Here is a 21,252-nt window from a genome sequence, read left to right on the forward strand (position 1 = left end):
TCTTGTGTTGGCGCGAGGCCTCAGCGAACAGGTCGAACTTCAGGGCGCTACGGGGAGTGATCATGGCAAAGGATGGAGCACGCGTTCTCGATCAACAAGGGACCGGATGGGTTTTGAGAGGTTCCCTGGAAACTGCTCGATCGCAAGCAGGAAACCGAGCGTGACGTGGTGGAGCCGGAGATGGCTGGACCAGGTGGTGCGACGGCTATGGCCGCCGAGTCACCCTGGCTGGCCGCTGCCGCGTAGGACCGGAACAGGGGTTTGCCATGGTGCCACCGGATCACCGATGCGAGGAGTTCGAGCTGGCAGCTGATGCCTGGGAATGGCTGCATACCGAAGGGTTCGCAGCGACCTGGGATCACTTGGTCTTCGCGCATCCGGATGGGCGCCAAGCCCGCCTGTTCCTGCCACAGGGCGAGGCGGCGGACGAGACGGCATCGATCACGATTTTTGAAACCCCGGCCAGGCAACCGGGCGTCGGTGGCGGGGACTACCGCCTCAACCCTTTTGAATCACGGAGCAATCAATGAAAAACACCGATGCACAGGAAATTGGCCATGGCAAGGTCTACCTCGTCAAAGGGTGCCCGCATTGCGGCGCCAAGCCGGTATTGAATGCGATCGACAACGGCTTTGCGCTCGATTGCCTGCAGCACCGCGATTTCACGGTGCGCTCTACCGAATACATCGTCCGTTGGGTTGGCTCCGACGTTCCTGATACGCCAGTGCGCGAGAAGCGAACTCCAAACAATACCCTTGATGAATTGATCGAAAGGTGGAACGACAACGAACACTATCTCAGGCTTGGAGAGGATCAAATCATGCTGGGATCCAGGCAGTTCTACGAAGTGCCGTTGAGTCCGTGCCCAGACCCCTCGCACGCTGAACCATCTCGAAGGTCGGCCAAAAGAAAAGGCCGCGCAGCCAGTGCCACCGGGTCGTCACGCTGAGAGATGACGATGAACGACGACATACAGCACACCATCGTCGCGATGGCGACCGAGTTGAGCGATCTGCGAGGCCGCAGCGACGACGTGGCCAACGCCCGGCGCGATCAGTTGTACGAGCAGTAGCGCCTGGTGGGAATGACGGCCGCGTTCTTCGGCGGCTACGGTGCCATGAAGCGGCTGCACGACGCTGCAGAGGATCTCGTGGGCAACACCAATGAAGCCGGGCACATCATCAACCGAGCATGGGACATGGTGGGCGGCTGGATGGCCTGAATTACGCATCCCCCGAGATGCGGGGTGCGCCTGCCGCGCGGTGCTTCAATATCGTTGCTGCTCAAGCGTTCCAAGGGTTCATCAGCGCTACTCCCGTATTGGCAAAGTCCGACACGTTGCGTGTCACCACCGCAAATCCGTGCTCGATCGCGGTCGCCGCGATCATCGCGTCACGCTCCGAACATGGGTTTGGCACGTGCAGGCAAGCGCATATGGGCGCGGTACTCACCGTGAAGGGAAGGATTCGGCCATCGAAAGCTAAAAGCACCCCGCCAAGCCAAGCGCGCAGTGCGCTGCCTTGAGGTGGTGTACGCCGCTCCAGTGCGCGAATGCCGACTTCCAACTCCAGCACGGATATGGCGGACATGAAAAGCCTGCTGCTAGCCTGCCCAGCAGCCCAGGCACGTACCTGCGTGGATTGATGGGGTTTGCCATGGCGCAACTCCGAGATGACGTTGGTGTCCAGCAAGAACATCAAATGCACTCAATCAAGCGATGTGCTGAACAGTCGAAGATTCAGAGGGGCCGGTTCGAAATCGATGTCATCCCCACTGGGGATGCCATCCATGACGTCAAGGAGCGACCGTTCGCCGTGTCCTGCGATGCGGTAATAGTCGTCGATCTTGAGCAGCGCAAATGCCGGGCGCCCACGATCGGTGATGAATACAGGTCCATCGATTGCAGCGCGCTTGGCTGCTGACACATCACGTGTGAAGTCGCGGCTGGAAAACGTATGGATGCTCATGTTGATCTCCCAGATGCAATCAATGTTTGAATGTTACGACAAGTGGGTGAATTTTGCCATCCTGCAGTTGCTGGGCGAATGGCCGGTTATTTCTTCGGCCGCGAACCAGCCGCCAAGGCCTCCAGACGGCCGCGCAGCGTAGCGGCTTCCTCCCGCGCCTGGTCGCGCTCGGCCTGCGCCGCTGTCAGCCGCTCCGCTTGCCGCAGAGCCTCTGCAGCGATGCCCTTGCGCTGCTCCTGGTGCAGTTGCGCCGCCACCTCGGCGCCGGCCTGCAGCTTGGTCAACTCGGTGCGCGCCTGATCGCGCTCCTCGCTCGTTGCCTTCACCGCCTTCTGTGCCTGATCCAGTGCCGAGCGCGCCTGGTCGGTCGACAGATGGGCCCGCTCGAGATCCGCACGCAGTTCATCGGCCCGCCGCTCGATCTCCGTCGCCCGACTCGTCGCCCCGGCCAACTCGGTGCGCAGGCCTTCGATCTGCGTGGCATGGGCCTCGCCCAGGGCCTGGGCCTTGTCGCGCTCGGCACGGGCTTGCTGGGCGTCGCCATGGGCGCGATCCAGTTCGGTGCGCAGTTCGCCGGCACGGGCGTCCGCCTTGGCTGCGCTCGCATTCGCCACCGTCAGCTTGTTCCGTAGATCGTCAGCCTCGGCCCTCGAAGTGGCCAGCAGTTCCTGGAAGGCGTCGCTTCGGGCCTTGGCCTCATCCAGTTCTGCAGCGAGCGCGTTGGCCAACTCCTCCGCCTCGAGGCGCGCAGCCTGCGCCTGGTCGCGCACGACTTCCAGGTTATGTCTCTCCGCGGCCAGCCGGCCGTTGGCCGTCTCCAGGGCCAGGGACCACAGGTCGCCCGCCAACTCCCCGAGCTTGTCGGTGAACGCCTGCGGCGCCGGCTCCACGGCAGGCGTCTTTCGCGCAGTCTGCCGGGCGCGCCATTCCACCATTGCTTCGGAGATCGTCGTGAAGCTGCCGCTGCCCAGCTGCTTGCGCACCGCCGCCAGGGTGGGACTGACGCCGGCTGCGTCGAGTCCATCGGCTACCGCGTGAATCTGATCCTTGGTGATTGCTGCCATGTGCCTTGCCTCGGTGTATGTTGTAGTTTGTATGATACTACAACATACAAATAATGTTGAATGGTTTCAGCCCGTACCAGCGGGATGTTTCGGCGCACAGCGGCATCTTGACAATCGAGGTCGGTTTGAATAACGTTCGCCCCGTGAACCGCCGAAAGGCACCACGACGCGTCTTAACTCCTGACAGGCGCGCGAATCGACTCCCAAGGTCGATTCCGGAGTACCTTCATCCTCGTAACCCGGACAGGGAAATCATGTTTCCCTGTCCGCAGCCGCAAGGCTGTGGGTTGGGTGCGTGATTTCCCGAAGTTCATCTTTTTGGAAATCACCATGACTGCAACCACCCAAGGCAACGACTATTTCAATCTGCATACCAACGGCATCGGTTACCTCAACCGCGTCCGCTGGGTTGAAACCAAGAATGGCGGCCGCCGTGCCGACACCTTCCTGGCATGCAGCATTTCCGCCTTGCGTGGAGATGCAGACAAACCTGACTACACCTACTTCGATCTTCGGGTCAGTGGGGACGAAGCCATCGACATGGTCGAAAGACTGGGGGTCGATGTTCGGGAACAGCGCAAGGTCGTCGTGTCCTTTCGGATCGGTGACATCTACCCTCACCTGTACGAACGCGATGTGCTGGATCAAAACCGTCGCAAGACGGGTCAAAAGGAGATGGCTACCCTCATCAAGGGGCGCCTGCTTCTGATCAACAGCATCACCATCGACGGCGAGAACGTGTACCGCCGTGAGGCGGATGCACCTCAAGACGACCTGCAACCCGGTTACGACGAACCGTCGCAAGGGGAGGGGGTCGATCAAGAGTGGCACGAGCCAGAGCAAGAGCAAAGGCAGGAGCAACCGGCGCCAGAGCCGACTGCACGCCCTCTAGAGCGCCACGCACCACACGCGGCCCAACAGCCGACTCAACGCGGCCCGGTGAACCGTCCCCCGGTTCAATCACAACAACGTCAGGCTGCCCGCCCATCCGCCGCACGTCCGCAAGGAAATGCAGCGTACAACGCGGGCTATGCAACGGGAAGGGCTGTCCGCAGGACCGTCGATTCCGCCCCTGCCTGATTCGCCGTAAGCCCTCAAACCCCTGAACCTGCATTGCAGGCAAGGGGGTTTTCTTTTTTCTTCCATCCCCTGGGGACCACCGATCCCCAGTGGGGGCAGGTGTCCCTTTTTTTCACGAAAGGCATACACCATGAACCAAGCTACTACCGTCTCCAGCACTGCACCCACTCTCCATGGACATTTGGCCAAAGAGTGGTGCGGCAAGCTACTGCCCCTGCAGGTTCTGCAATCACAGCGTGGCTACTTCGTCGGCACCGCCGATGAAGAGGGCCCCTCCCGGGAGTCCAACGAATACTTTCGGACCGACGAACTCGCCCGGCAGGCCCTGCAGGACGGCAACTGGACCCAAAAGCAGGAACCTTGATCCCCACCGACGAAACTTCTATGCACTGATGCACGGAAAGTGCGAGGGCGAGTTTGACTCGCCTTCAAAAGCGCGTATGCTTTGCACCGTTTTGCGAGTGTTTACCGGTACCACTGGAATAACCGGAGCTGGTTCGCCAGCACATGAGGCACGTCAACCCCTGAAGCGTGCACGCTCTTCGGAGCTGGGGTTCCTGTCGGCACGGACCGCTGAATCGCACACCTCAAAAGTCCACCAGTGCCCAGCCTGCCAGGTCGCAAGCCTGTCAGACATTCAAAGCCCACTGCATCCCACCTGCCTCGGCAGGTGCGGTGCTTTCTTTTTCATACCCGCCGGGACCAGCTGTCTCCTGCGGGTGGACGGTGGCCCGCGCACATCGCGAAAGACCACCAGCACATGATCAGAGTTGACGACGCGACCTTGCGGATCAAGAAAATCCGCCAGAATCGCAACGGCGCCTTTTGCATCGCGGACCTCACCACGAACTTTGGCGAATTCAAGGTAAAAGACCCGCTCCTCGACCAGTTCGAGGAAGGGGAATACAAAGCCACCGTGTGGGTCAGCGAGATCTACCTGTCGCAGTACATCTCTTTCGGCAAGGGAGTCACGGAAATCCGTGCCCGTCTGCATGACCTGCAAGTCGTCTCTCAGGACCGACTTCCCGCCGACCGCACACCCACTGAACTCGATCCACTGGACGAGCCGACACCCGTCAAGGTCCAAACCAAAGCCTCGGAGCCATCCAAGGAACAGTGCAGGGGAGCCGCAAAGCACGCCGACAAGCGTTGGGACGATTTCAAGAAACCCCGACCTGCGCCGGCTCCAGAGTCAGTCGAAGCCGTGGATGACGGATTGTTCGATGCGGACCTTCTTGAAGCCATTGAGCGCGCAGATCCGGTGAAGCTCGATCCCACGGTGGACCGGGCTTTGCTCCGATCCCAGGCCGCATGGCTGCGCAAGCAAGGGTACGACTTCGATCCCAAGCTGCAGACCTGGTTCGCCAAGCGCTGATCTCCTCGACGTTCCAACAGCCTGCCCTTGAGGAGGGCTGTCCCGTGGCCGCTCCAGGAGCCCAAGGGACAGCCCTTCGCTGCTTGCAGCACGGGCTCTGCTCTCAACTGGGTGGCGGCAACCTGATGTGCCGCGGCTTTGCGGAAGAACCCATGCGTTCACCGCGCCATTACTCGGCCACCTGGACCTTCACTCGCGGTGGCCCGCCTGCGCAACACGACAGACCCCAACAGGTCCGACGTGGCGCAGCGAGGAGGTATCCATTCAAGACTTGATCTCAATCCAGCGGAATCCTGGAAAGGGGTTCCCCCAGCAGCCGGCACATGGCTCTTGAGGGAAACCATTTCCATCCCATTGAAACGATGGTTTCAAAGAGGCACGTTCAACTCTGAAAACGTGCCAGGCCGCTCCCCGCGGCCCGAGCGCTTTCCCTTTCTTCCATCAACCCCCGCGGGCTCCGAGTCCCGCAGGGGCTGGGCCTGCATCCATTGCAGGAGTACCCATAGCATGACGAAACCGAATCGCAAAGGAAGCAACGAATTGGCTCGCCTGCGACGCACGGCTCGACAATTCCCGGTACCGCTGACCACCCAAGCAAGAACGCAGGTCACCGCGCTCTTGAGGCGGCATGAAGAAGCCGTCGTCGGCACGACGCTGTTGGCGGTGGACCGTGACGATTTCTTCACCACCCCCGACAACAGTACCGGCTTCTACATCCTCGGCCTCTCGGACGACGTGTGCGCAGCGGCCGAAACGGTGGACCAGGCGGGAATCGCGGAGGCGATCCGATGGGCTGAAGCCGAGCCTGTCTGGTCGTGATCAAACCCCGAGGAACCCAGATGGGTTCCCCCAGCAGCCGCAGGTCGGCTGTTGAGGGAAACCATTTGAGTCAAACCAAAATGGTTTTCAGCAGGCACGTTCAACTCTGAAAACGTGCCAGGGCCGAGAAATCGGTCCGAGTCCAGTGTTTTCATCCATCCACCCTCTGCGGGACCACGGCCCGCAAGGGATCGTGCTCGCGGTTTTCTTGCAAAGGAGTTTCCCCGAGTATGCAAACCATCGAATCGGGCCTCTACGAGGCGCTCACCGATATCGGCGTCGATCCAGACGCGGCGCGCAATGCGGAACGTGCTTTAGAGGCAGCCCTTCGGGCCAGCCGCGAAGCGATGCGTACCGAAATGCGGCAGCACCTGTCCGCCGGTGCAGATGACCAGCGAACCCACGAAACCATCCGGCACGAGTTGGGCGAGATCCAGTGCAATTTGCTTCGTGCCATGGATGACCATGTGCGCTGGGGCAGCATCAGCCTGGTCATCGTGAATGCCTTCATTGCCGTACTGACCGTGGCAGCCATCAAGCTGCTTTAACGGTCCGTTTCATTTCTTCCAACCCACCGGGGACATCGATCCCCGCAGGGTTTCGGTCGTCCCCGTTTTTCTTCGGAGACGATCATGATCCATCAACTTCCCCTGACTTCCCCGGCGCCTTCGCGCCTCGCCCCCGAGCAGCGCACGCTGTTCCATTCGATCCTGCGACAGTGGCTGACCATGGCTCCGGCCATGGAATGCGACCAGCTGATGGTGGCGCGCGAGCGCCATGCACCAGGCCGCAAATGTTCCATGCTCACGCTGGTGCGTAGCTGCTTCACGCAACCGGCCTTGCGGGCCGATCTGCCGGAGTCACTGGTCCACCTGCTCGTGCAACGTCAATGGCTGGCTCCTGCGCAACAGCGCAGAGCCGCCTGAGCGGGAGGGCGTGCCATGTCGAACAAGCACACCGTCGTGATGGTGCATGTACCCACGGGTTCGGAAGAGGCCTTTTTCAAGGTCTATGAAGAATTCGTGAATGCGTTGCGCACCAAGAGCGAGAAACCGCCACGCAAGCTCATGGAGATGTACTTTTCCCCGCCACCCGACGAGGACAGGTATCAGCTGGAGCAGCGTGGAGTCGAGTCTTTGAAGGTCCTGCTGCGGATCGCGCAAGGTGAGGCCAGGCACGCCCGGTACATCGCCTGCTTTCTCGCGGGCCTGTACAACGGCGACCTGTTTGCCTTCAACCTCAACGATCTGCGGTGGCTCGATGAGTCGCTCTACGCGCACGTGATCGCGGTACTCCATATGGACTGCCGACTGCGCAAACAGGATGTCCCGCACTACTTCGACAACGGCGAAGTTCTGTGGGCCACCATGGTCGCTCGTTGGGGCATCAAGGACGTGCTCACGCATCGTTCCCCGCCTCGCAAAGGCTGAAAACCGTGGCGCCCCGGCTTGCATTCGTGCGAGCCGGGGCCCATTACCCTTGTGCCATTTATCAACCACCTGGACGGGGCCATGCCCCACCGGGGCATCTCCGTCCATCATTTGAAGGAGATGTGCCCATGGCATTGATGTTCTCGCGACTGGCGCGCAATTTCGTGAAGAACGGGTACTTCCCGACCGACGATGAAACCCTCGCTCGCATTCAGCGTTCCATCACCCCTTGCGATCGGCCCATGCGACTGCTCGACCCGTGTTGCGGTGAAGGCGCCGCGCTGGCAGACCTACGCCACGGCATGCAGTTTGACAGTGGCACAGGTCCGACCATTGAGACCTTGGGTGTGGAGTTCGACCATGAGCGAGCGTGGCATGCGAAGACCATACTGGACCGCGTACTGCACGCTGACATCCACGATGCGGTGATCAAACCCAGGTCCATCGGACTGCTGTACTTGAACCCACCTTATGGGTATGGCGTCAAGGACTCTGCCAACCGCAGCGATGCGGATAGCGATCGTGAAAAGGCCGAGCGCTTGGAGCGCACGTTTCTCAAGAAGACTGCCCCGTTGCTCATGCTCGGCGGCATCCTCGTGTATGTCGTTCCGTTCTACGCACTCGACAACGAGATTCGCACCTACCTGGCACGCAACTTCCAGGATCTGCGGTTCTTCATGGCGCCTGAGCAAGAGTTCAAACAGTGTGTGATCTTCGGCACGAAATGCCGGCCGGGCCATCCTCGCAAGGAGGTGCTGGACATGCTTACTCAAGCCCAGGCCGGGGCACTGGCTCATCAAACATTGCCGCAAGAGTGGCTCGGCACGCCATACCAGGTGCCGCCGATCCAGGAGGGCAGTGAGATGGTTTTTCATGCAGTGCGCATGGATGCCGAGCAACTGGCTGACGAACTGCAAAAGCATCGCAACGGCCTGCTGTGGCCGAACTTCGAGGCTTGCTTCAATCAAGCGCGTGGCACCCACCGCAGACCGCTGCGCGACATGACCCAATGGCATCTGGCGCTTGCGCTGGCAGCTGGCCAGGTCACGGGCTGCATCCGCTCCACCACCGGGCGCACGTTCCTCATCAAGGGCGACACCTTCAAGAAGAAGGAGCGAATGGTCACGACCGAAGTGGACGACAAGGGCAAGGTCAGCGAGACGATCGTCATGCTGGACAAGTTCGTTCCGATCATCAACGCCATCGAGTTCACGCCGGACCACCGCCTGGGACAGGTCGTGCGGATCAGCTGACGCACGCATCTCAAAGAACCCACCAGATGGGTTCCCGCAGCGGCCGCAAAGACGGCCGTTGCGGGAAACCATTTGCACCATTCATCAATGGTTTCAGGCACGTTCAACTCTGAAAACGTGCCCGTCTGCGATCAGCAGATGGAGTTCTTGTCAAAACCAATTCATCAACCCTGTGGGGCCTACCCACAGGGGATGGCTTCATGTTTCTCCGCAAAGGAAAGAAATGTTCATCAACACCGAGTACCGCCGCATGAACGGCCACTGCGTGGCTACCAGCGAAGGACTGACCGACCAACGCGTCGCGTTGTGGCTGGAGACGCGGCTGGACTATGACGGTCGCCTCATCACCTGGCTTTGCCGGGACGATGCGGCCTACGAGCAAAGCTCCTGGACCTGCCTGGCCAACACGAGGATGCCGCCGTCGATGACGGAAAGCATTGCGGTCGCCTGGCAGCACGAGCGTGCCATGGCCGAGTTGCAGCGCATGGAAAACCTCCAGCCAGTGCATCCCGCACTGGCCATTGCCCGAAACGTCTATCGACAGATCGGGCTCGGGATCTACGTGCTGGTCAACCCGACCGTGCGTATGTTTTTGCGGCGTATGCGGCGCGTGCTCTTCCGGCGCGTGAGGCAAATGCACCGCGAGGCCTACAGGCCCTGATACCCGGCGCGCAGCGCCCCTTTCCTTGTCCTGGACAAGGCCAGAACCCATGCAAATGGGTTCCCACAGCGGCCAGACCCATGGCCTTTGTGGGAAACCATTTGAACCAATCACCAATGGTTTCAGGCACGTTCAACTCTGAAAACGTGCCCGCTTGGGCGATCAGCCAAGTGGAGTTCTTGTCAAAACCTTTTCATCAACCCTGTGGGGCCTCGCCCTGCAGGGGGTGGCTTCACGCCTTTTTGCAGGAGAGAACCACCAATGGAAACGAAGATCTACAAGGACCGCGACGGCTGGAATGCCAAGACGGTCGTCCCCCTGGATGAACGGCGCGAGCTGGTCATCCGCACATCCCGTCGCCAGATCGGCGGCGGGCTGCTGACCAGCGCCACGTGCTGGAGTATTGGTGCTGCGGGTAGCCAAACCCATGTCATGGGCTACGGCACCGGGGACGGAGACTTCTCCACCCGCATCGTGACCACGCAGCCGCCGCGCATCACCGAAAAAGTGGTGGCGCAGCAGCACGAGATGGCCCTGCGCCAGATCGATGCCATCCGCCAGGCAGCGCAGTTGCACTACGCGGCCCAGGTGCAAGCCGAGACGGAGGCTCCGCAGCTTGACGTCGCAGAGCCCACGCAGCCGGTTGTCCACGCACCGAGCGCCATCGCTCGCTGAACGGCCTTGTGCTGACCGGCTTCGGCCGGCGCATTCAAACCGCGGCTGCTGCCGCAGCCCTTTCATCAACCCTTGGGGAACACCGCTTCCTCAAGGGGCGGTTTCCCCATTTTTGGAGAAGTCCATGAACGCTGTGTACGAAGCGCCTCAAGCGGCGCAATGCTTGCCCCGATTCCCATTGGGATCGACCGTGATGACGCAAGGTGTGAACGCCCTGGTCGCCGGCGGCCGGCTGAACCCCTATGTGCTTTTGCGCCGGCATCTGCTGGGCGACTGGGGTGATCTCTGTGAAGACGATCGCCGACTGAACGACCAGGCTGTGCGCCTTGGCAACCGCATCCTTTCGGCCTACCAGCTCGAAGGGAACACCACCGTCTGGATCATCACCGAGTGCGACCGCAGCGTGACCACGCTGCTGTTGCCTTCGGAGTATTGAGGGCGGCGTTGCCATGCCAGAAAAGCCGCTGACCAACGTGGAACTGGTCGTCGAGATGATGGAGTACAGCCGTTACGGCGCGGTGGTGCAGCTGCTCATCGTGGAGGCGATCAGAAAGTATGCCGAAGCGGTCAGCCAAGCCGATCCCGCAACCTTCGACAGCCCATTCATCAATGGAGAGGTATGGGTCGCAGTTGCTGGGGAAGTACGGCAAAAGATGCAAGCCAACTATGGCTGGGACTGATCTCCAGCTTGATGCAGCCGACTGAGGTCGGCTGAACATTTCCACCACCCGTGCGGGGCCAGGCCCTGCACGGGACTGCCTCGCGCCTTTTTCCTGAAGGAGTCAAACATGACTAACGCAGTGCCCGTATCGGGCGCCAATTTCTGCCATTTTTGCGAATGTGAACTGGAAGCCGGACAACTCGGCTCCTGCCCCCAGTGTGCCAAGACCAGCAAGACCGGCAAGGCTCGGCTGTTCAAAGCCATCTGGGCGGCCGACGAGGTGTCGGTGGACTACTGCGAACTGGAGCAAATCAACCTGGAAGGGGGTGATCGCACGCCCTCATTCATGGTGACGGCCAGCGCACGGCGGATCGCAGTGATCGACCAGGAGATCGAGTTGACCTTCGGTGAGGACAGCAGCTTCGGCTTCTTCCTGGACATGGGTGGTGATCGCCATTTCCTCGTCGTGAACCTGATCAAGCGCGAACCGTTGACGCCTGCAGATATTGAGCGGATGGAGCACGAGTGCGACATCGCGGCGAATGCGCAAATGAACCCACCACTTTGAAACGAAGCCACTTCGGTGGTCACTGTCTTTCAACAACCCTTGCGGGTCCAGTCCTGAAAAGGCTTGGACCCGCTTCTTTTTCAAGGAGTGAATCCATGGACAACACAGGACTCTCGCCATGCTGAGGATCGAGGAACTGGCGCAGGCCACCATCGCCAGCTGGTGCACATCCGGCCTGGCCGAATGCGTCACGGAGCTGGGCCTTCATCTGCATGAGCTACGCGGCGACAGGGTCGCCTTCTCGCAAGAAATCGAGCGTGCAAGAGCGATCTATGCACAGCCATCGGACAACGACATTGAAATCGATGATGAGCCTTTCGTGGCGCCAGCATCGGGTGGCGTGTGGGTTGCCGCATGGCTTTGGGTGCCCGAGGATGCAGCAGCGCAGGGAGGTGACGCGCATGGCTGATTCCAACGGGCTCTGCCGCATCGAGGAGTTCCCCGAGATCTTCATGGACGCGTGCCTGAGAGACAGCGAAGGCCAATTCATGTTCCTGTCAATCTACGGCCGGGACGGCTCCATCATGCAGTTCATCGCAGCGATGGAGCTGGGTGGCCAGGAGCGGGGCGTGCAGCGCTTTCACCTGGTGAACGCCGCCGGCGAGCGACATCCGGTGGACGTGGGCGGCACCGACCGTCTTACCAAGCATGCCGGCAGGTTGCCAAGGCAGAACCTGTTCGGTCCGTTGAGCCAGATGTGGGTCTTCGACAAACGCCTGCAGCAGCCTGACCGCGCCAATCGCATCGCCTGGGTGTTGCACCAGGAGGCCGGCGCAAAAGCGTCTTTCGACGGCGGTCCCGTGAGCAACGTGACGCTGCAGGATCGTGTGTGGAAGACCATCGTCGGGCTATCTCCCGTCGCATTGCTGGACCACTGGCGGCAACCCTTGCTGACCTGGTGTGAAGACAAGCGCGCCACGCAGGCCCTGGGCGACGCGATCTATCCCGCCATTGGCCCTGTACAGGCTGTTCGCGTGAGCCTGACGGATCACTTCGTCGGCTTCATCAAGGATGGCGTGAAAAACCGCACCTTGACTCTCTGATCCCGTGGCCATCCGGCCACTCACTTTGCAACCCGCGCGGGGAACTGGCCCCCCGCTGGTTCTCCGCATTTTTTCATTCAAGGAGAACCTCTATGCAAACCGTCAATGCCTCTCTTGCAGAAATCCCTGCAGATCCTTCCACCCCTACAGCTGATGCTGCCCAACCCTTGACCCAGGACGGCTTCGACAACATGGCCCTGGCCAACTTCATCGAGGAGTTTGGCGACGGGCTGCTGGCCCAGGTGCGCTCACAGAACCCGCCGATCTACGATCCGGCACGGGACGAAGGGCAGGGTGCCTGGCAAGCCCGGCAAAGCGTTCTCGACTCGCTCAAGCGCAAGCCCTTCAAGGCCCAGGCCGACGCGGTGCATGCCGCCGTCAAGCTACTGGTCGATCACGATCAACCCGCTGCCGTTATCAACGCGGAAATGGGCACTGGTAAGACCATGATGGCCATCTGTGCGGCCGCGCTGCTGCAGCGCACGCATCCGCGCACACTGGTGATCTCGCCGCCACACCTTGTGTACAAGTGGCGGCGCGAGATCCGCGAGACGGTGCCCGACGCCAAGGTGTGGGTGCTCAATGGCCCGGACACGCTGCGAAAGCTGCTGATGCTCCGCAAATCCCTGGGCCTCAAGACCAGCCAGCCTGAGTTCTTCGTGCTGGGCCGGGTGAGGATGCGCATGGGCTTCCATTGGAAACCTGCGTTCGTCACACGGCGCCAGAAGGTGCATGACCAGGTACTCGCTGTGGCAGCGTGTCCCGATTGCCTCACGCCGATCACGCGCGATGACGACGAAGGTCACCCGATGCCAATCTCCGCAGAACTGGCGATGGCCAGCCTGGGAGACCGGCGAGGCAAGTGCGATCACTGCGGAAGTTCACTGTGGACGCTGATGCGATCGGGTCGGCCGATCCAGTCGATGCACGACCTGGTGCTGGGCGCGCTCAAGCAGATGCCGACCATTGGAGAGAAAACCGCCCGCAAATTGCTGGGCATCTTTGGAGAAGACGCATTGGGCGCCATGTTGGGCGACAACGTGTACGAGTTCCTGAACCTCATGGACGCCAATGGCGAGCTGGTGTTCAGTGATCGGCAGGCCACGCGCATGGAGCGCTCGCTGGCCAACTTCGAGTTCAGCATCGGCGAGGGCGGGTATCAGGCCACCGAGTTCGTAAAGCGCTATCTGCCCCGCGGCTACTTTGGCTTGCTGGTCGTGGATGAGGGCCATGAGTACAAGAACGAGGGCTCTGCACAGGGCCAGGCCATGGGAGTCCTGGCCAGCCAGTGTCGAAAGACGCTGCTGCTGACCGGCACGCTGATGGGCGGCTACGCCGACGACCTGTTCCACCTGCTGTGGCGCCTGAACCCGGCAAGCCTGATCGAAGACGGTTTCAAGCCATCCAAGAGCGGCTCGATGGGGCCCGCCGCCATGGGCTTCATGCGCGAGCACGGCATCTTGAAGGACGTGTACAAGGAGTCCAGTGGCACCTCCCACAGGACGGCCAAGGCCAAGCAAATGACGGTACGCACCGGCAAGGCGCCGGGCTTTGGCCCGGTCGGCATCATGCGGTACGTGCTGCCCGTCACGGTGTTCCTCAAGTTGCGAGACATCGGCCAGAAGGTGCTGCCTCCCTACCAGGAGCAGTTCATCGAGGTGCCGATGGGCGAAGCGCAGAAGGATGCCTATGAGCGTTTGACCAGGGTCTTGGTCAGTGCCCTCAAAGAGGCGCTGGCCATGAAGGACAGCACCTTGCTGGGCGTCGTGATGAACGTGCTGCTGGCTTGGCCAGACTGCTGTTTTCGCACGGAGACGGTCAAGCACCCGAGAACGCGCGCGACGCTGGCTGTTCAACCGGCGGTTTTTACCGACAGCGAACCTGCTCCAAAAGAGTTGGCGTTGCTGAGGGTCTGCCAGCAAGAGAAGGCACAGGGGCGCAGGGTGTTGGTCTATTCGGTGTATTCGGGCACCCGCGACACGACAGCGCGCTTGAAGTCACTGCTGGAGCTGCATGGCTTCAAGGTGGGTGTTCTGCGCGCCAGCGTGGATGCCGCCCGCCGTGAGGACTGGGTGGCCGATCAGGTAGAGAAGGGCATTGACTTGCTCATCTGTAACCCCGAGTTGGTGAAAACTGGGTTGGACCTGCTGGAGTTCCCGACCATCGTGTTCATGCAAAGCGGCTACAACGTCTATACCGTCCAGCAGGCGGCCCGGCGCTCCTGGCGGATCGGGCAGAAGTTGGCGGTTATGGTGATCTTTCTGGGTTATGCCGGCAGCACCCAGATGGACTGCTTGCGGTTGATGGCCAAGAAGATAGCGGTGTCGCAATCGACGTCAGGCGACATGCCCGACTCAGGCCTGGACGTGCTCAACGATGCGGGAGACAGCATCGAGGTGGCCCTCGCCAAGAAACTGCTGGCCGATTGACGGCCGGCTCCTGAACGCCCTGTCCCGCATTTGCGGGGCAGTGCGTTTCCATTGGTGCTCTTGCCGAGCTGCGCCCAACTTTCCTTGATGTTGAGAAATGGCGCGGGCTATGACCGAAAAAGAGCCCACGCGGCTCCCTCTCTGCATTTCGTCAACCCCATCGAATTACAGAGAGCTGCATGCAGCACATCATACGAGCAAAGACCCTTCACCAAGGTCAATTGCCAAAGCTGTACCAGCGCGCGGGCGTCAAGGGCGGCTCCAGCCAAGCAGGACGCCGCACATTCGCTTGCAAAGTTTTGGTCACCACCGGCGTAGCGCATCTCTTCGGGCACACCAGCATCGACTGCTCCCAGCGTTATGTGGACCTCGACCAAGCGCTTATGAAAGCCATTTTTATGGACGCCCTATGACGTTGGAACATTATGGCAACCAAGTCTTGTCAAGACCAATTCCATGGAATAACATTGTTGCAACTGGAGTTGTCATGCAAATCGTAATTCGGACTATTGGGAACAGCAAAGGCATTGTGTTGCCAAAGCCGCTTCTCGCCCAAGCTGGGCTAGATGGCGAAATGACCGCCGACATCGCGGTGGAGAACGGCTCTATCGTCCTGCGCAAGCCAGCCAAGGCGGTGCGATCTGGTTGGGCTCAGGCGGCACAAGCGCTCACGGCAAAAGGCGGTGACGGGCTGCTCATGGGTGAGTTTGGCAACGCGGGCGACGTGGAGTTGGCTTGGTGAAGCGCGGTGAGATTTGGCAGGTGAACCTTGATCCGACGGTGGGCAGCGAGATCAAAAAGGTGCGCCCCTGCGTGGTTGTGTCACCGGCAGAGTTGAACGACAACCTGCGCACGGTGATCATTGCGCCCATGACCTCGAAGGGCTTTGCTGCTCCGTTTCGCGTTCCAGTCACGCATGCGGGCACAAAGGGACTGATCGTGCTGGATCAGCTCCGGACGGTGGATAAGGCGCGGCTGACCAAGAGGATGGGCGCAGTGTCCGCAAAGACGTTGACTGCAGCATTGGTAACGCTACAAGAAGTATTTACCGAGTGAAGGAAAGCATATGGGCCAGGAAAAACGGCGGGCATCTTTCACCATCTTTGAAGATGCGGATGGTTACTGGTTTGTCCCGTCGGAGAGAGAAGCAGACCCGACGACCGTGAGCAAATCCGGCGAGCCTGTCTACACAACCAAGATCGCAGCTTGCCGCGCAGCGCTGGCGATAGCCGTTGTTGCCGAAGCAACCGAGCTTCACCTGTTCGGCATGGGATCGACAACCACGATCAAGAAAGACGCCAAGCAGAAGGGTGTTAAGCCATTTGTTTATTGGCCCTCTATCCGATCTCGAATAGCTCCTTTTGTGCCGCGCGGATCAAAGCGCCAATCCACGACCATATAAGCAAGAAAAGACATATGAAGAAGACGTCACTCGATTTAGATCACGAAACCCAGATGATGGTGATCGCTCCTGTATTCACCTGCAGCATCGCAGAAGGGACGCATTTTGCCCAAGGAGGCCCTGGTGAGCGTATGTATGCGATTCTTGGCCGTTGGCTTGGTACTAACTACAGGCAGCTGACAGTGGTACGGGTTCAACAGACGTCGATGACAACTTGGTCTGCACTTCTCAGTGACAACCAAGCTGTCGAGTTCAACGTCATCATCTAGGAAAGACTATGGGACAAGCAAAGCGGAGAGGAACACCGGAACAGCGCGTTGCAGAGGCGATTGAGCGCGCACGGGGTCTGCTCCCGGATTCCGTGAAGTGCAACAACTGTCAGGCCGATCTGACGGATATTCAGCCTATGGATGTACGTGGTTTAGAGGGCATGCGGCTGGCTGGAGTGGCGCACTGTGATGTCTGCCAACACGAGACCTGGGTTCTCGATGGGGACGCCACCGGATTGCAGTTGTTCCAGAGGCTCCTGGCCGAGCAACATGGAAACGAAGCTGTGTCGATGGGTCTCGCTCTGCGGCCAGGACAGTGAGCACTCAAGGAAAAAACGCATGCTTTACCTTAGTAAGTCAGTCCGATTTAGTCAGTTCGTTGAAGCAGTAAGGTCTGCTCCTGCGGCTAACTGCCGGCAGGCTGCTTTTGATCTGATGAAACAGGTGATGGACTCGGTTGAGAATAAGAACGGCTTGCCAGCGAATGACGGTGGAGATCGCATGAACGTCTTTCCCATGGAGGAATTCTATGGCTGGAAAAATCTGACAGGCGACCCGTGCTATTGGATTGATAGCTTGGTTAAGAGATACTGCACAGAGATCTATAACAGCGGTCGCATCGTCATCACACGCATCAAAGGTTCTACCGTGGTGTTGGATAAGCCCGGAGCGTGATCTGCGTTGACTAAGAAGGAAAGAGGGATGACAAGTTTATCGGTCGAGGTAGCAGTAAGGGAGCTACTTAAGCTCAAAAATGATCTGAGACAGAGCGCGCCAGCCTCAAATGATGCCGGACTGGCACGAGCGCTCTACGAGCGGCTTGGCAGCACTGGTCTAGAGTCTGAGGATGCTGTATTCGATGCTCTGGCGAAAGCCGAAGAATTGCTACAGAAGCACTCCCGGCTCAGTTAAGCAAAGCATCGGAAAACAATGAGCCTTGCAGGGCGGCATTTTCGGGAGCGCAGTGATGAGCAGTTCCAGAGATTAGCTGGCCTAATTCGCACAGATTCCATCCGCACTCGTGCAGAGCTTGAGGCTGCCATCGCTGAGCAAGGCTGGTCGATTATTCGTTCTGGTGAAGATTTTTTTACGATCAAAACGCCAACGAGCCGCTTTCGCTTCCGTTTTGATTTGGGAGAGGCGACCGTACTAGGCTGGATATACGCTCTAGTAGCGATTGCTCCATCTCAGGAAAGAGCCTGCTATATAGGATGCACTACCAACTTTTCTGCTCGAATGGAGCAGCATTACTTGTTGTCACAGCGCACCCGGTCCGCAGGACGCACTTCGTCTGATCTATTTGCATGGGCGCAGTCCCGGCGCGTTGAAGTGTATGTTGCTGTTTTAGAAAAGGTGCTGGGCAGATCGAGAATGTATGCACAAGAGCGCGCATGGACAGATGCTGCCAGGAGCGCCGGCTGGTTGCTGCCTGGAGAGGGGCGTTGGGCTTCGCACGCTGCCAGGCAGATTGCGTCAGCTGCTGATGCACAGTGGAAGGTTCGGCAATTTGATGGCTATCATTTGAGTAATGCGTGTCTATTAACGAAATTTCAATCGCCAGAATTCTTGCCAGACGATCTTTTGGGAGGAACAGAAATTACTGCTTCCAGATCACAGGAAATTTTCGAGAAACTCGTTGGAGGCGTAAGTCTGGAAAGTCCGGGAATACTTTCTGCCGATGCACCAAGCGCGTTGCCACACATGAGCGGGCAACGCTGGTCCAAGGATGAGGATCAGCGTTTGCTGTGCGCATTCGATGCGGGGGCGACGCTCTATGAATTGGCGAATCTCCACGCGTGCAACCTAGGAGGAATTGAATCACGTCTTGTGCGCCATGGAAAGTTGCAAGCGAGTGCCATTACATCGAAGAAATAGTCAAGGGAATCGCGATGAAACCTCCTATTTACACAGCCATCTCAGAAAAAACGCTCTGTCTGATAAAAACCTGGGGTTGATTGAGGATTTAAATCGGTTTAGACTGCTGAGACGTATCCAAGACCCTTTCGATGTCATTGACTGCCGTCAGTAATTCTCAACGGAGTAAAACAACCGATGGTCGATCTCAAGCGAGTCATCCGTATGCAGGTATGTTGCAGAATTTCTGTGTATCCATTTATTGGGTTTAGGGAGTAAGTATGACAAAGTTATTCGCCATGTATGCAGGCCCTGCCACGTTTGGCCCAAAAGTACAGATTCAATCTGTTTTTGGAAATGGCGTTTGGTGTAAGTTTGATATTCATGAACAAATTCCTCCTGGCCCCATTGTTTTTAAATATTGGTCAAGTGACTCTAAAAAATGGACATCTGCAATGGAGGGAAAGCCACTCCTGGGCCAATCAATATGGTTGTGTGCGAAATCTACTGGAACAGGTGGAAATGTTGTTATTGCTGTATCAGGAACGGGTATTAAAGGATTGACTCTGAAAATTCTTGGAACAACAGGTGAGATGGTTGGTGAGGATGGGAACCCTGTCGGAGACCCCTTTGAAATACCGGATGCGGATGATGATCTAGATAACCATTCCGAGGATGAGCCAAGTGAGCCTCCTGAGGATGAGCCAAGTGAGCCATCCGACCCTTCAGATGACCAGTAACCTTTGCGTAGAACGACCTTGTACTAGCATAGTGCGATTGTCCAAGGAAAGCTGATGTCATCTCAATCCCCAGTAGTAATGGTCGGTCAATGGATCACTATTGGTAGCTCGATCCCTGGATACGTCTTCCAAGTCAACGGTGATGGTTCGTTAGAAGTCGGCTATTACCAGAATCGATCCAAGGCAATAAAAGAGACTGTGGTGTGGAGGGAAGCCCGCTGGACGTTCAAATTCCAAGGGCCAAACGGGTCATACCTTCGTGGCGCCGAGGAGGAAATCGTGAAACGCGGGCCGCACGGTTTTTGAATGATCATCAAGGAAAGCAAATGAGCAAGATTGTGGAACTCAAAGACGCGGTTCATCAGCTAGAAACTGATGTCGCTGCACTCACGGCTGCAGAGCGCGAAGTTGAAAATTGGAGTTATCAAGATCTGAACCGTCGAGACGGTAGCAGTGCACAGGATGAGCGGCACGAAAGAATGGGCCGAGAGGCGCGTGAAAGTGCCTGGCAAGCAAAGCAAAAGGTCAATTCGCAAAAAAATCTGATTGCAGAACTTGCCCGTGCCATATAGGAAAGACGCGTGATCTGGCTCCCCATCAGCACAGCTCCGAAGGACCGTGAGCAAGTCCTGGTCAACGACACAAACCCAGGCGCTGCGCCGTGGGCTGCGGCAAGGTGGATCGAGGCGCCTGAATGGTCAGGCTGGGCCTACGACGATGAAATGCTCAACGACTGCCAGCCTCTCGGCCCTCAACCAACCCACTGGCTGGACGTTCCGGCCGTGCCTAAATGATCGGAAAGTACGCATGTCTTCATCGAGCAAGTCCGTTCGATTTGGTCAGTTCATTGAACAGCTCAACTCCGCACCAGCGGCGTGTAGCCGGGAGGCTGCTTTTAATTTGATGAAGGAGGTGATGGACTTGGTTGAGGATGCGAACGGCTTGCCAGCCAATGACTATGTCACGCGCATGCACGTCTATTCCATGACTGAATTCTTCGGATGGTCGAACCTGCAGAATGACCCGTGCAGTTGGGTTGATAGCGTGGTTGCCAGTCATCGCACGGAGATCTACAACAATGGCCGCATCGTCATCACACGCATCAAGAGTCCCACCTGTGTGGTGTTGGATAAGGCTGGAGAGTGATCAGAGTTGATCAAAAGGGAAACTGGCATGAACAAACTTGATTTTGTCCGAAGGCTTGATGCCGGGAGCACCTCTGTCAGTGACAAGACCGCAGACCTGTGGTGGCACATCCTTGATTGGGTTCATCGTATCGGCTACGCAGACACTGTTGATATGCCCGAATTTGTGACTCATGTTCAGTCGTTTCGTCCGATCGAGGTCGCGACGATTTCCCGACACCTTGCCCGGCTGGCTGAAGCCGGGTTCCTTAAGGCACATGTCATCCGACGCCACCTCACGAGTGAGGCGAAGGAAGAACTTCGCTCCAGCATCAGCGGCCTGTTCTATGGCAACGACGCATCGACGCTTCCCACATCCTTTAAACGATACACGCTGGCTGACGTTCCTTGTCCTCTGGAATTCAAGACGGCAAGCTTGCTTTTCGAGCGCAACCGTAAGCGTGATGCCGAGTTGTTGTCAGGCTGTCGCGGAGTTGGGCGCTGAAAGGAAAGCAGGCGCATGCCGACAATACTTGCAGAGTCGGCTTCCTGCCTGGTGGTCGCTCGCTGGCACGTTGCCGGGGCAATGATCGGCCCAGAGCGCTTGCGTCATCGCTTCTTCCTCATTTGAAATCCCGGCTCTCGGTGGCCAGCCGGCCGAGCAGCGGCGACAGATCCGCGAGGCGGTCTGCCACCAGATTGCATACCTCGGGGAGCCTCTCACAACCCCATGTTTGACGAATCCGAACAGGAATGAGTGGGCGCCAGCAGCCGTTTGAGCGTGATGAGGCCCAGCAGCGGTCTGCGCCTGGGTGCATGAGGGGCCTTGCAGGCCCGG

The 21,252-nt window shown here is 58.7% G+C and carries 34 protein-coding genes; 31 read left to right on the forward strand and 3 right to left on the reverse strand.

What is annotated here, in order from left to right; all coding sequences use genetic code 11:
• Nucleotides 1-266: 266 nt before the first annotated feature.
• From AVMA1855_RS25205 to AVMA1855_RS25215, 3 genes are all read left to right on the forward strand, one after another.
• Entirely contained in the window at nucleotides 267-530 is a 264-nt protein-coding gene (locus AVMA1855_RS25205) for a hypothetical protein (RefSeq protein WP_284427801.1), read from the forward strand.
• A complete protein-coding gene (locus tag AVMA1855_RS25210) occupies nucleotides 527-949 on the forward strand; it encodes a hypothetical protein (RefSeq protein WP_284427802.1) in 423 nt (140 codons plus the stop codon). The genes AVMA1855_RS25205 and AVMA1855_RS25210 overlap by 4 nt, the downstream gene beginning before the upstream one ends.
• Nucleotides 950-1,078: 129 nt before the next feature.
• Nucleotides 1,079-1,222 (forward strand): hypothetical protein, encoded by a 144-nt coding sequence (locus AVMA1855_RS25215; protein ID WP_284427803.1) that lies wholly within the window; start codon nucleotides 1,079-1,081, stop codon nucleotides 1,220-1,222.
• Nucleotides 1,223-1,283: 61 nt separating this feature from the next.
• Here the strand turns inward: AVMA1855_RS25215 and AVMA1855_RS25220 are convergent, their stop codons facing one another.
• The 3 genes from AVMA1855_RS25220 to AVMA1855_RS25230 form a co-directional block, all read right to left on the reverse strand.
• Nucleotides 1,284-1,700 carry a type II toxin-antitoxin system VapC family toxin gene (locus tag AVMA1855_RS25220; RefSeq protein WP_284427804.1) on the reverse strand — a complete coding sequence of 139 codons (417 nt, stop codon included), beginning with the start codon at nucleotides 1,698-1,700 and terminating at the stop codon, nucleotides 1,284-1,286.
• Nucleotides 1,701-1,706: 6 nt separating this feature from the next.
• Complete coding sequence (locus AVMA1855_RS25225; RefSeq protein WP_284427805.1) at nucleotides 1,707-1,967, reverse strand: type II toxin-antitoxin system Phd/YefM family antitoxin; 261 nt, start codon at nucleotides 1,965-1,967, stop codon at nucleotides 1,707-1,709.
• Between the two features lie 86 nt (nucleotides 1,968-2,053).
• Nucleotides 2,054-3,031 carry a DNA-binding protein gene (locus AVMA1855_RS25230; protein ID WP_284427806.1) on the reverse strand — a complete coding sequence of 326 codons (978 nt, stop codon included), beginning with the start codon at nucleotides 3,029-3,031 and terminating at the stop codon, nucleotides 2,054-2,056.
• Nucleotides 3,032-3,361: 330 nt separating this feature from the next.
• Here AVMA1855_RS25230 and AVMA1855_RS25235 point away from each other — a divergent pair, with 330 nt between their 5' ends.
• The 28 genes from AVMA1855_RS25235 to AVMA1855_RS25370 all read left to right on the forward strand — a co-directional run bounded on the left by AVMA1855_RS25235 (nucleotide 3,362) and on the right by AVMA1855_RS25370 (nucleotide 20,919).
• Nucleotides 3,362-4,111, forward strand: coding sequence for a DUF3577 domain-containing protein (locus tag AVMA1855_RS25235; protein ID WP_284427807.1), 750 nt, complete (start codon nucleotides 3,362-3,364; stop codon nucleotides 4,109-4,111).
• Between the two features lie 130 nt (nucleotides 4,112-4,241).
• Nucleotides 4,242-4,475, forward strand: coding sequence for a hypothetical protein (locus AVMA1855_RS25240; protein WP_284427808.1), 234 nt, complete (start codon nucleotides 4,242-4,244; stop codon nucleotides 4,473-4,475).
• A 396-nt stretch (nucleotides 4,476-4,871) separates the two neighbouring features.
• Nucleotides 4,872-5,486 carry a DUF3275 family protein gene (locus tag AVMA1855_RS25245; protein WP_284427809.1) on the forward strand — a complete coding sequence of 205 codons (615 nt, stop codon included), beginning with the start codon at nucleotides 4,872-4,874 and terminating at the stop codon, nucleotides 5,484-5,486.
• A 507-nt stretch (nucleotides 5,487-5,993) separates the two neighbouring features.
• Nucleotides 5,994-6,305, forward strand: coding sequence for a hypothetical protein (locus AVMA1855_RS25250; protein WP_092746120.1), 312 nt, complete (start codon nucleotides 5,994-5,996; stop codon nucleotides 6,303-6,305).
• A gap of 230 nt (nucleotides 6,306-6,535) precedes the next feature.
• A complete protein-coding gene (locus tag AVMA1855_RS25255; RefSeq protein ID WP_284427810.1) occupies nucleotides 6,536-6,853 on the forward strand; it encodes a hypothetical protein in 318 nt (105 codons plus the stop codon).
• Between the two features lie 84 nt (nucleotides 6,854-6,937).
• A complete protein-coding gene (locus AVMA1855_RS25260) occupies nucleotides 6,938-7,231 on the forward strand; it encodes a hypothetical protein (protein ID WP_284402789.1) in 294 nt (97 codons plus the stop codon).
• A gap of 15 nt (nucleotides 7,232-7,246) precedes the next feature.
• The gene (locus tag AVMA1855_RS25265) at nucleotides 7,247-7,735 is read left to right on the forward strand and encodes a DUF7673 family protein (RefSeq protein ID WP_284427811.1); all 489 of its coding nucleotides are present in this window, start codon (nucleotides 7,247-7,249) and stop codon (nucleotides 7,733-7,735) included.
• A 128-nt stretch (nucleotides 7,736-7,863) separates the two neighbouring features.
• Nucleotides 7,864-8,988 carry a DUF6094 domain-containing protein gene (locus tag AVMA1855_RS25270; protein ID WP_284427812.1) on the forward strand — a complete coding sequence of 375 codons (1,125 nt, stop codon included), beginning with the start codon at nucleotides 7,864-7,866 and terminating at the stop codon, nucleotides 8,986-8,988.
• 223 nt (nucleotides 8,989-9,211) lie between these two features.
• A complete protein-coding gene (locus tag AVMA1855_RS25275; RefSeq protein WP_139160515.1) occupies nucleotides 9,212-9,649 on the forward strand; it encodes a hypothetical protein in 438 nt (145 codons plus the stop codon).
• 261 nt (nucleotides 9,650-9,910) lie between these two features.
• Complete coding sequence (locus AVMA1855_RS25280) at nucleotides 9,911-10,324, forward strand: hypothetical protein (RefSeq protein ID WP_284427813.1); 414 nt, start codon at nucleotides 9,911-9,913, stop codon at nucleotides 10,322-10,324.
• A 124-nt stretch (nucleotides 10,325-10,448) separates the two neighbouring features.
• A complete protein-coding gene (locus AVMA1855_RS25285) occupies nucleotides 10,449-10,760 on the forward strand; it encodes a hypothetical protein (RefSeq protein ID WP_502868980.1) in 312 nt (103 codons plus the stop codon).
• A gap of 13 nt (nucleotides 10,761-10,773) precedes the next feature.
• Nucleotides 10,774-11,004: a hypothetical protein gene (locus AVMA1855_RS25290; RefSeq protein WP_284402795.1), complete on the forward strand. Its 231-nt coding sequence runs from the start codon at nucleotides 10,774-10,776 to the stop codon at nucleotides 11,002-11,004.
• 108 nt (nucleotides 11,005-11,112) lie between these two features.
• Complete coding sequence (locus AVMA1855_RS25295; protein ID WP_284427814.1) at nucleotides 11,113-11,553, forward strand: hypothetical protein; 441 nt, start codon at nucleotides 11,113-11,115, stop codon at nucleotides 11,551-11,553.
• A 118-nt stretch (nucleotides 11,554-11,671) separates the two neighbouring features.
• Nucleotides 11,672-11,962, forward strand: a complete 291-nt coding sequence (locus AVMA1855_RS25300) for a hypothetical protein (protein ID WP_284427815.1) — start codon at nucleotides 11,672-11,674, stop codon at nucleotides 11,960-11,962.
• Entirely contained in the window at nucleotides 11,955-12,596 is a 642-nt protein-coding gene (locus AVMA1855_RS25305) for a hypothetical protein (protein ID WP_284427816.1), read from the forward strand. Before AVMA1855_RS25300 ends, AVMA1855_RS25305 begins: the two co-directional genes overlap by 8 nt.
• Before the next feature lie 92 nt (nucleotides 12,597-12,688).
• Nucleotides 12,689-15,025: a DEAD/DEAH box helicase family protein gene (locus AVMA1855_RS25310; RefSeq protein WP_502870379.1), complete on the forward strand. Its 2,337-nt coding sequence runs from the start codon at nucleotides 12,689-12,691 to the stop codon at nucleotides 15,023-15,025.
• 179 nt (nucleotides 15,026-15,204) lie between these two features.
• Complete coding sequence (locus AVMA1855_RS25315) at nucleotides 15,205-15,438, forward strand: site-specific integrase (RefSeq protein ID WP_284427817.1); 234 nt, start codon at nucleotides 15,205-15,207, stop codon at nucleotides 15,436-15,438.
• Nucleotides 15,435-15,767 (forward strand): AbrB/MazE/SpoVT family DNA-binding domain-containing protein, encoded by a 333-nt coding sequence (locus tag AVMA1855_RS25320; protein ID WP_349817129.1) that lies wholly within the window; start codon nucleotides 15,435-15,437, stop codon nucleotides 15,765-15,767. The genes AVMA1855_RS25315 and AVMA1855_RS25320 overlap by 4 nt, the downstream gene beginning before the upstream one ends.
• A complete protein-coding gene (locus tag AVMA1855_RS25325; RefSeq protein ID WP_284427818.1) occupies nucleotides 15,761-16,081 on the forward strand; it encodes a type II toxin-antitoxin system PemK/MazF family toxin in 321 nt (106 codons plus the stop codon). Before AVMA1855_RS25320 ends, AVMA1855_RS25325 begins: the two co-directional genes overlap by 7 nt.
• Before the next feature lie 10 nt (nucleotides 16,082-16,091).
• A complete protein-coding gene (locus AVMA1855_RS25330; RefSeq protein ID WP_284427819.1) occupies nucleotides 16,092-16,427 on the forward strand; it encodes a hypothetical protein in 336 nt (111 codons plus the stop codon).
• 14 nt (nucleotides 16,428-16,441) lie between these two features.
• Nucleotides 16,442-16,696, forward strand: coding sequence for a hypothetical protein (locus AVMA1855_RS25335; protein WP_284427820.1), 255 nt, complete (start codon nucleotides 16,442-16,444; stop codon nucleotides 16,694-16,696).
• Nucleotides 16,697-16,966: 270 nt separating this feature from the next.
• The gene (locus AVMA1855_RS25340; protein WP_284427821.1) at nucleotides 16,967-17,371 is read left to right on the forward strand and encodes a hypothetical protein; all 405 of its coding nucleotides are present in this window, start codon (nucleotides 16,967-16,969) and stop codon (nucleotides 17,369-17,371) included.
• Nucleotides 17,372-17,626: 255 nt separating this feature from the next.
• Complete coding sequence (locus tag AVMA1855_RS25345; RefSeq protein ID WP_284427822.1) at nucleotides 17,627-18,571, forward strand: GIY-YIG nuclease family protein; 945 nt, start codon at nucleotides 17,627-17,629, stop codon at nucleotides 18,569-18,571.
• Between the two features lie 260 nt (nucleotides 18,572-18,831).
• Nucleotides 18,832-19,290 (forward strand): hypothetical protein, encoded by a 459-nt coding sequence (locus AVMA1855_RS25350; RefSeq protein WP_284427823.1) that lies wholly within the window; start codon nucleotides 18,832-18,834, stop codon nucleotides 19,288-19,290.
• Nucleotides 19,291-19,344: 54 nt separating this feature from the next.
• On the forward strand, nucleotides 19,345-19,596 hold the full coding sequence (locus AVMA1855_RS25355) for a hypothetical protein (RefSeq protein ID WP_284427824.1): 252 nt from the start codon (nucleotides 19,345-19,347) through the stop codon (nucleotides 19,594-19,596).
• Between the two features lie 20 nt (nucleotides 19,597-19,616).
• On the forward strand, nucleotides 19,617-19,862 hold the full coding sequence (locus tag AVMA1855_RS25360) for a hypothetical protein (RefSeq protein WP_284427825.1): 246 nt from the start codon (nucleotides 19,617-19,619) through the stop codon (nucleotides 19,860-19,862).
• Nucleotides 19,863-20,097: 235 nt separating this feature from the next.
• The gene (locus AVMA1855_RS25365) at nucleotides 20,098-20,436 is read left to right on the forward strand and encodes a hypothetical protein (protein ID WP_284427826.1); all 339 of its coding nucleotides are present in this window, start codon (nucleotides 20,098-20,100) and stop codon (nucleotides 20,434-20,436) included.
• 27 nt (nucleotides 20,437-20,463) lie between these two features.
• Nucleotides 20,464-20,919 carry a hypothetical protein gene (locus AVMA1855_RS25370; protein WP_284427827.1) on the forward strand — a complete coding sequence of 152 codons (456 nt, stop codon included), beginning with the start codon at nucleotides 20,464-20,466 and terminating at the stop codon, nucleotides 20,917-20,919.
• Nucleotides 20,920-21,252: the final 333 nt, after the last annotated feature.

Origin of the sequence: Acidovorax sp. SUPP1855 (assembly GCF_030158955.1) — a bacterium.
Lineage (GTDB): Bacteria > Pseudomonadota > Gammaproteobacteria > Burkholderiales > Burkholderiaceae_C > Paracidovorax.